The sequence below is a fragment of the Methylobacterium sp. B1 genome, from assembly GCF_000333255.1.
GTDB classification, from domain to species: Bacteria; Pseudomonadota; Alphaproteobacteria; order Rhizobiales; family Beijerinckiaceae; genus Methylobacterium; species Methylobacterium fujisawaense.
Genome location: NZ_BACT01000297.1, coordinates 1 through 7,605 on the forward strand (window position 1 = coordinate 1; position 7,605 = coordinate 7,605).

6 protein-coding genes are annotated in these 7,605 nt (G+C 70.7%); 2 read left to right on the forward strand and 4 right to left on the reverse strand.

Annotated elements, in window-relative coordinates:
* From I53_RS08645 to I53_RS31090, 4 genes are all read right to left on the reverse strand, one after another.
* Positions 1 to 489: SulP family inorganic anion transporter (locus I53_RS08645; RefSeq protein WP_043349224.1), on the reverse strand; the 489-nt coding region annotated here is incomplete at its 3' end.
* Between the two features lie 3 nt (positions 490 to 492).
* Positions 493 to 1,170 carry a carbonic anhydrase gene (locus I53_RS08650; protein WP_043349226.1) on the reverse strand — a complete coding sequence of 226 codons (678 nt, stop codon included), beginning with the start codon at positions 1,168 to 1,170 and terminating at the stop codon, positions 493 to 495.
* 179 nt (positions 1,171 to 1,349) lie between these two features.
* A complete protein-coding gene (locus I53_RS08655; protein WP_051044734.1) occupies positions 1,350 to 1,679 on the reverse strand; it encodes a hypothetical protein in 330 nt (109 codons plus the stop codon).
* A 355-nt stretch (positions 1,680 to 2,034) separates the two neighbouring features.
* On the reverse strand, positions 2,035 to 2,883 hold the full coding sequence (locus I53_RS31090) for an HWE histidine kinase domain-containing protein (RefSeq protein ID WP_083936003.1): 849 nt from the start codon (positions 2,881 to 2,883) through the stop codon (positions 2,035 to 2,037).
* 224 nt (positions 2,884 to 3,107) lie between these two features.
* Between I53_RS31090 and I53_RS08670 the strand changes: the two genes are divergently transcribed.
* Both I53_RS08670 and I53_RS08675 read left to right on the forward strand, forming a co-directional pair.
* Positions 3,108 to 4,526, forward strand: coding sequence for a TAXI family TRAP transporter solute-binding subunit (locus tag I53_RS08670; protein ID WP_043349228.1), 1,419 nt, complete (start codon positions 3,108 to 3,110; stop codon positions 4,524 to 4,526).
* A gap of 50 nt (positions 4,527 to 4,576) precedes the next feature.
* Positions 4,577 to 7,369: a [protein-PII] uridylyltransferase gene (locus tag I53_RS08675; RefSeq protein WP_043349231.1), complete on the forward strand. Its 2,793-nt coding sequence runs from the start codon at positions 4,577 to 4,579 to the stop codon at positions 7,367 to 7,369.
* Positions 7,370 to 7,605 lie beyond the last annotated feature (236 nt).

Genomic DNA, 7,605 nt, shown 5'->3' on the forward strand with positions numbered 1-7,605 from the left:
GATCGCCACGAGGTTGTCCAGGCCGCTCGCCCGGGGGAGGGCGTCGGTCAGGACGTGGATCTGGGCCAGGACGATCAGGATCCCGATGCCGGCCAGCATGCCGTGCACCACGGCCGGCGAGATCGCCCGGAACCAGCCGCCGATCCGCAGGGCGCCGGCGGCGAGCTGGACGAGGCCCGCCACCACCAGGACCGGGCCGAGGGCGTCGAGCCCGTGCGCCTGCACGAACCCGTACACGATCACCGCGAGCCCCGCGGCGGGCCCGCTGACCTGGAGCGGCGAGCCCGCGATGAGGCCGACCACGATGCCGCCGACGATGCCGGTGACGAGACCGCGTTCCGGCGGTACGCCGGACGCGATGGCGATGCCCATGCACAGGGGCAGCGCCACCAGGAAGACCACAACGGAGGCGGGCAGGTCCCGGGCGAGGTTCGTCCGGATGGCGCCGCCCGGGGCGAGGGCGGCGGTCAGGCTGCTGGGGATCCGCATGGGTCAGGCCGCCTGCAGGCGGCTGCCGGTGGAGGAATCCTGCGCCACGGGCATGTCGGCCCCGGCGATCGGCCGGAAGCGCCCGTTCGCGCCGTCATAGGCCAGGAGGGCGCCGGTCTCGATCTCGAAGAACCAGCCGTGCAGCCGCAGGGACCCCTTGGCGAGGGCGGCGGCGACGCTCGGATGGGTGCGCAGGTTGGCGAGCTGGACCACCACGTTCTCCAGGGCCAGGGCGTGGTGACGGGCCTGCGCGTCCCTCCCCTCGGGATAGGCCTCGCAGACGATCCGCTCGGCGGCCTCGGCGTGGCGCAGCCAGGACGCGACGCTGGGCATCCGCTTGAGCAGATCCCGGTTCATCAGCCCCTTCATGGCGCCGCAATCGGAATGGCCGCAGAACACGATGTCGCGCACGCCCAGCGCCACCACGGCATACTCGATCGCCGAGGAAGACGCCGCCGACCACGTCGGAGGCCGGGGGCACGATGTTGCCGGCGTGCGGCAGACGAACAGGTCCCCCGGCCCCGCCTGGGTGATGTGCTCCGGCGAGACCCGGGAATCCGCGCAGGCGATGATCAGCGCGCTCGGCTGCTGACCGTCGCGCACGAGCTGCTGGTACATCTGCCGCTGTCCGGGAAAGACGTTGCCCTGGAAGCTGGCGATGCCCTGGATGATGTTGTTCATGAAGGGGTCTCTGACGCTGGGAGAACCGGGGGAGAAACCGGGGCGGGCACACCGCTCGGGCCGCACGACCCGTCCCAAGGGGGGTGGGTCGTGCGGCCCGAGCGTTTGGGTCGGGGTGAAGGTCCCCCGGCCAGGCCGGGGGGAGGAAGGCGAGTCGTCCCGGAGCCGGGCGGGCGGTCTCAGCGTCGGGCCCGGCGGGGCTCTACGGTTCCGGACGCCCAGTGGGGATCGACCGCGCGGCGGCGCGCCACCGTGGTGCCGGCCCTCTCGTGGAGCATCGGCGCTCCGAGGAGCTGACCGGTCCCGGCGCGCTGCGAGTGCAGGGAGCGCGGGTCGTGATGGGGATCGCTGACGTAGGAACTCATGTGGCCCCCGCCGGCCGCCTGGCGGCTCCCGCCGCCGCCTTCGCCGGCCTGCGCGGCCAGGGGCGCGCCGAGGAGTCCGGCCAGGAGGCCCAGGGCGAGGCCGACGGTGGTGCCGCGGATCGGGACGTGTCGTGACTGGGGCATGGCGTTTCCTCGCGCGTTCGTCTTGTGGCCGGGGACACCGAATCCCTGCCGGTCAGTCGAACCTAGTCAAACTCTTGCAAATCTCATGTGCGTCTCAGCACATCACATCAATGAAGACTTTAATCCATCACCAATGTACTACAGAGTGTGTTTGCGCACGTCTTTGTCTCGTCACGAAATCATTGCCGGGATTAAAGCCGGATCTGGTTCCGATGCGCCGGATCGGGCTCTGTCGGGCCATGGGGCCGGACCGTGGGGCCGGGCTAAGGGAATGCGCGGCCGCTGTCCCGACGCCGCGAGGCGGGGTCGATGTCGGGGTGGAACGGGAGGGAGAGCCGATCGGGCCGGAGCGGGATCAGGCCCGTCCGGCCTGCAGACGCGGCGTGGGCTGCGCGGCCGCGCGGCCGGGGGCGGGCAGGGGATTGGCCGCCCTGTAGACGACGCCCGCAGCCTCGTAGGTGAGGCTGGCGGTCCTGTTCCCGGCAAAGCCCCGCTCCAGCAGGCGGGTGCCGAATCCCTTCCGCGTCGGCGGGACGACCGGGGGGCCGCCGCACTCGCACCATGTCACCCGGAGGGTATCGGTGTCTGGGCCGGCCTCCACCGTCCAGACCAGCGCCGCGCGACCGCCCGGAACCGACAGGGCGCCATGCTTGACCGCGTTGGTGCACAATTCGTGCAGGATCATCGTGAGCGCCAGCGCGCCCTCGGGCGGCAGCCGCAGGTCGGGACCTTCCAGGCTGATGCGCGGCGGCAGCGCACCGGACGAGGTCTGGCTCGCCAGATCGTTGCCGGACCGAGCGCCCCCCGGGACTTCCGCGCCCAGGAAGGGCCGCATCGCCTGGGTCGCGACGCCGCGCAGGTCCGCGCTCGCCCAGCTCTCGCGGGTCAGGATGTCGTGGGCCCGCGACAGGGCGAGCAGCCGCGCCTCGAAGGCGTCGCGCCCGGCCGCGGCGTCCCCGCCCGTGCCGCGGCGGCGCAGGGTGGCGAGGCGGGTGTCGGCGAAGCGCGCGTCGTCCACGAGGCCGGCCGACACCGCCCGCGCGACGGTCGCCGTCACGAGGTCGGTGAAGAGCGCGGGATCCTCGCCCCGGGCGCGGGCCCGCTTCTGGACGCGGCGCGCAAGGGTCCGGCGCAGCATCTCGGTCGAGGCGCTGTAGCGCTCCAGATAATGGAGCGCCGCCCGCTCCAGCCACGCCGGGCTCACAGGGCCGGGCGGCTCGATCTCGCGGTCGCGACCTTCTGGCGCGGATCCTGCAACGAATGGAGATTTCACCGGTTCTTCACGATCTCGACAGGTTTGCGTTCCATGACTCGGGCATGGAACGCGCGCAACGCGACAGGCTCGGCCATGGCCCGAACCACCGTTCTTCGTCAGGCGATCCGCAGGGTCGACGGAACCGTCGGCTGCCACGTGCGGCAGCTATCCTGATGCGGCGTGAATGGCTCCTGGTCCTCGTTGCCCTGGGGCTCGCTGCGGCCGCGGCCGCAATCGTCTATCTGTCGCGCCCGAATACCCTGACGGTGGCGGTCGGCCCGCAGGACGGCCCCGAGGCCGCGCTGATCGAAGCCTATGCCAGCGCCCTCGACCGGGCACGCGAGGATGTCCGGCTCAAGGTCGTGCGCTACGGCGACGTGCGCGACAGCGCCCTCGCGCTTCAGCGGAACAAGGCCGACCTCGCCGTGGTCCGGCCGGACGTGTTCCTGCCCGAGAACGGGTTGACCCTCGCGATCCTGCATGACGAGGCCCTGGTCATCGCGGCGCCGGAGGCGGCCGATATCGACGACATCCCCGCGCTCGCGCGCAAGCGGCTCGGCATCGTGGTCCGGCACAGCGCCGACCTGTCCTTCCTGACGAACCTGCTCTCCTTCTACGACCTCGTGCCGGACAATGCGGGCGCGGACGCGCCGGAGGCCAGCCCTGCCGCCGAGGCGGAGCCCGGTCATGTCACCGTGGTGCCGCTCAAGATCGGCGAGGTGACCGCCGCCCTCGCCGACAAACGCGTCGATGCGGTGGCGGTGATCGCGAGCCCCGCCTCCAAGCCCGCGGCTTCCGTGGTTCGCGCCGTCGAGCTGGGCTCGCCGGAGCGGAAGGTCGGCTTCGTCTCGATCCCGGACGGCGACGCGATCCTGCAGCGCTTCCCCGAATTGCAAGCGGTCACGATTCCGGCCGGCACCTTCGGCGGCCGGCCGAAGCGCCCCGACGAGGAGATCAAGACCGTCGGCGCGTCCTACCGCCTGATGGCGCGGGGCACGGTCAGCCGGGTCGCGGTCGCCTCGGCGACGCAGCACCTGTTCGAGTGGCGCTCGCGTCTGGCCTCGGCGGCGCCGGTGGCCAAGCTGATGAAGGCGCCGGACTTCGACACCACCGTGGCGGCGACCTCGGCGCGCCTGCCGAACCACCCCGGCGCCGTCGACTATTTCGAGCGCGAGCAGCAGACCTTCCTCGATCGCTACGAGGATTACATCTACCTGTTCGCCTTCTTCGGCGGCACGATCGGGTCCGGCATCGCCTGGATCGGCCAGCGCCTCGCCCGAAAGCGCCGGGAGCGCGTGGACTTCGTCCTCGACCGGCTCCTCGACATCATGCGCGAGGTGCGGGCGGCGACCAGCGCCGCCGAACTCGATGCGATCGCGATCGAGACCGACGGGCTGGTGGCGGACGTCGTCTGTTACGCCCGTGAACGCAGCATCGATGCGCGGACAGTCAGCGCGCTGATCCTGGCGGTGGACGGCGTCCATGCGGCGATCGCGGACGCGCGGCGGCAGGCGAGCGAGGCGGAGCCCCGGGCGGCGACCCGCACCCGCACGGCGCGGCTGCTCGCCCTCGACCTGCCGGCTGCGGAATAGCGGCGGGGCCGCGTGGCTGGCGGTGTCGGGATATCATGCTAACGGGAGCCATGTTCGATCCCGTCGCAGCCCTCAACACGGTTCTGGAGAACCTCGACCGCGAGGCCCGTGAGCCCACGAAGCTCCGGGCCGCGCTCGTGCCGCAACTGCGCCGGGTCATCGAAGAGGGCCACCGCGCCGCCGAGGCGCAGCTCCTCGAGGACCGCAACGGGCTGCGCTGCGCGCAGACCTTGTCGAACCTCACCGATGCGGTGGTCCGGGCGATTCACGATGCCGTGGTCTGGCGCCTCTATCCCAACGACAATCCGTCGACCGGTGAGCAGCTCGCGGTGGTCGCCACCGGCGGCTACGGCCGGGGCACGATGGCGCCGGGCTCGGACATCGATCTGCTGTTCCTGCTTCCCTACAAGCAGACGGCGTGGTCGGAGAGCGTCGTCGAGGGGATGCTCTACGTCCTGTGGGACCTGAAGCTGAAGGTCGGCCACGCCACCCGGTCGGTGGAGGAATGCCTGCGCGAGGCGCGGGCCGACATGACGATCCGCACCGCCCTCCTGGAAGCGCGATACCTGTTCGGCACCCGGATCCTCTACGAGGAGCTCGTGACCCGCTTCGACGCCGAGCTGGTGGTCGGATCCGCCGCCGAGTTCGTGGAGGCGAAGCTGCGCGAGCGCGACATGCGCGTCTCCAAGGCCGGCACCTCCCGATATCTCGTCGAGCCCAACGTCAAGGACGGCAAGGGTGGCCTGCGCGACCTGAACACCCTGTTCTGGATCGCCAAATACACCTACCGGGTCCGCGACCAGCTGGAACTCGTGAGCGCCGGGCTGTTCACCCCGGAGGAATACGCGCTGTTCGAGCGCTGCGACGAGTTTCTGTGGCGGGTTCGCTGCCACATGCACTTCGTGACGAAGCGCGCGGAGGAGCGCCTGTCCTTCGGCCTGCAGCCGCGGATCGCCGAGCGCTTCGGCTACGAGCCCCGGGGCGGCCTCTCCGGCGTCGAGCGCTTCATGAAGGCCTATTTCCGCATCGCCAAGGACGTGGGCGACCTCACCGCCATCGTCTGCGCGGAGCTGGAGGCGCGCCATGCCAAGCGCACCCCGGTGCTCGACCGCTGGATCGGCCGGTTCCGCGACCGGTTCCGGGCAACCGCCATGGAGGCGGAGGATTTCTGGATCGACCACGGCCGGGTGAACCTGCGGGCGGAGGACGCCTTCGAGCGCGACCCCGTGAACCTGATCCGGCTGTTCTGGCTCGCCGACCGGCACAACCTCGCGATCCATCCGGACGCCAAGCGGCTGGCCAACCGGTCCCTGCGCCTCGTGAACCCGTCGCTGCGCGTGGACCCCGAGGCGAATCGCCTGTTCGTCGAGATCCTCACCTCGCGGAACGCCCCGGAGGAGGCGCTGCGCGAGATGAACGAGGCGGGCGTGCTCGGCCGCTTCATCCCGGATTTCGGCCGCATCGTCGCGATGATGCAGTTCAACATGTACCACCACTTCACGGTGGACGAGCATCTGCTGCGCACGGTCGGCGTCCTGGCCGACATCGAATCGGGCCGGGTCCAGGAGACCTATCCGCTGGTCTCGCGCCTCGTGCATACGATCCACAACCGCATGGCGCTCTACGTGGCGATCCTGCTGCACGACATCGCCAAGGGCCGGCCTGAGGACCACTCGATCGCCGGCGCCGCCATCGCCGAGAAGCTCTGCCCGCGCTTCGGCCTGAACCAAGCCGAGACCGAGACCGTGCGCTGGCTCGTGGAACACCATCTGCTGATGTCCATGACGGCGCAGAGCCGCGACCTCTCGGACGCCAAGACGATCGAGCGGTTCGCCGCGAGCGTGCAGAGCCTGGAGCGGCTGAAACTCCTGACCATCCTGACGGTGGCCGACATCACCGCCGTCGGGCCGGGGGTCTGGACCGCCTGGAAGGGCACTTTGATCCGCACGCTGTACGACGAGACCGAAGTCTACCTGTCAGGCGGCCATTCCGAGATCGCCCGCACCGACCGGGTGCGCCTCGTGCAGATGGGCCTGCGCGAGCAGCTGCCGGGCTGGGCCTCGGAGGAGTTCGATGCCTACGCGGCGCGGCACAGCCAGGCCTACTGGCTGAAGGTCGACGGCACGCGCCAGCTGAAGAACGCGATCTTCCTGCGCGACGTGGTGCGCGACGGACGGACCAGCGCCACCGACGTGGCCCTCGATCCGGTTCGGGGCGTGACCGAGATCACCATCTACTCGCCGGATCATCCCCGCCTGCTCGCCATCGTCACCGGCGCCTGCGCGGCGGCGGGGAGCAACATCGTCGACGCGCAGATCTTCACCACCACGGACGGGTTTGCCCTCGACACGATCTTCATCTCCCGCGCCTTCGAGCGCGACGAGGACGAGCTGCGCCGGACCAAGCGCATCACGGCGGCGATCGAGCGCGCGCTGAAGGGCGAGATCCGCATCGCCGACCTCGTCGCCGACAAGCACCCGACGGCGAGCACCCGCGCCAAGACCTTCCCGGTGCCGCCGGACGTGATCATCGACAACGCGCTGTCGAGCCGGGAGACCGTCGTGGAGATCACCGGCCTCGACCGGCCGGGCCTGCTCTACGAGCTCACCACCGCCTTCAGCCGGCTGTCGCTCAACATAACGTCGGCGCATGTGGCGACCTTCGGCGAACGCGCCGTGGACGTCTTCTACGTCACCGACCTCACCGGCACCCGGGTGACGCAGCCCGACCGGCAGGCCGCGATCCGCAGCGCCGTGATGGACGTGTTCGCGCACGACGTCGCCACGCTGAAGGCCGAGGGTCTGGAGGCGCTGGTGGCGGCCCCGCCGCCGCGCGAGGCGTGAGCGGACGGGTTGATTTCGCGACCCCTTGGCCAGATATCAGCGCCGATTCCACCATCCCTCACCGATTCCCGCCCACGACTGAAACGTGATGACGAGCAACGACATGCCTCAGGATGACCAGCGCCAGACCACGGTCGAAGCCGGTGCCGGCGCGGCCCAGGATTCCGCGCCCGCGGGTCAGGGCGGCGAGTCGGCCTCCGTCGATCCCGTCGCGGAGGCCCTGGCTCTGCTGACCG